The 372-nt window shown below is 25.3% G+C and carries 1 protein-coding gene; it reads right to left on the bottom strand.

Annotation, left to right across the window (positions count from 1 at the left end; translation table 11 throughout):
* A partial coding sequence (locus tag IC213_RS20655) for a cell wall-binding repeat-containing protein (protein WP_227863590.1) occupies window positions 1–372 on the bottom strand: 372 nt, incomplete at both ends.

Genomic DNA, 372 nt, shown 5'->3' with positions numbered 1-372 from the left:
GACTATAGTCTAGTAAATTTCCTACTAGTATTACAGGAGATTTAGTTTTTCCAGCTAAAACCCCAACAGATAAACCATCTATTAAATCATCTTGTTTATTGATTCCATTTTTAGCTACATATAGGTTATTTATATTAGAATCTTTGTAAAACTCTTTTATTACTTTTGCATTTGTTTCATTTCTAGTACTACCTGATATTCTTTGTGGATTTTTAAGTTTGTTTTCTATATTTTTAGAAACTGTATATTCTCCACCTATTATATAAGATTTATCTATTTTTTTATCTTTGAATAAATCATTTATTTCAGTTATATTACTATTTTCATTAGTAAGTATTATAGGCATATCATTTTGAGCTGATGCTGCACCAA

Source organism: Clostridioides sp. ES-S-0049-02, from assembly GCF_020658465.1.
Taxonomy (GTDB): domain Bacteria; phylum Bacillota; class Clostridia; order Peptostreptococcales; family Peptostreptococcaceae; genus Clostridioides.
Note: the sequence above shows the minus strand (reverse complement) of the source record. Positions and strands in the feature narration are given on the sequence as shown.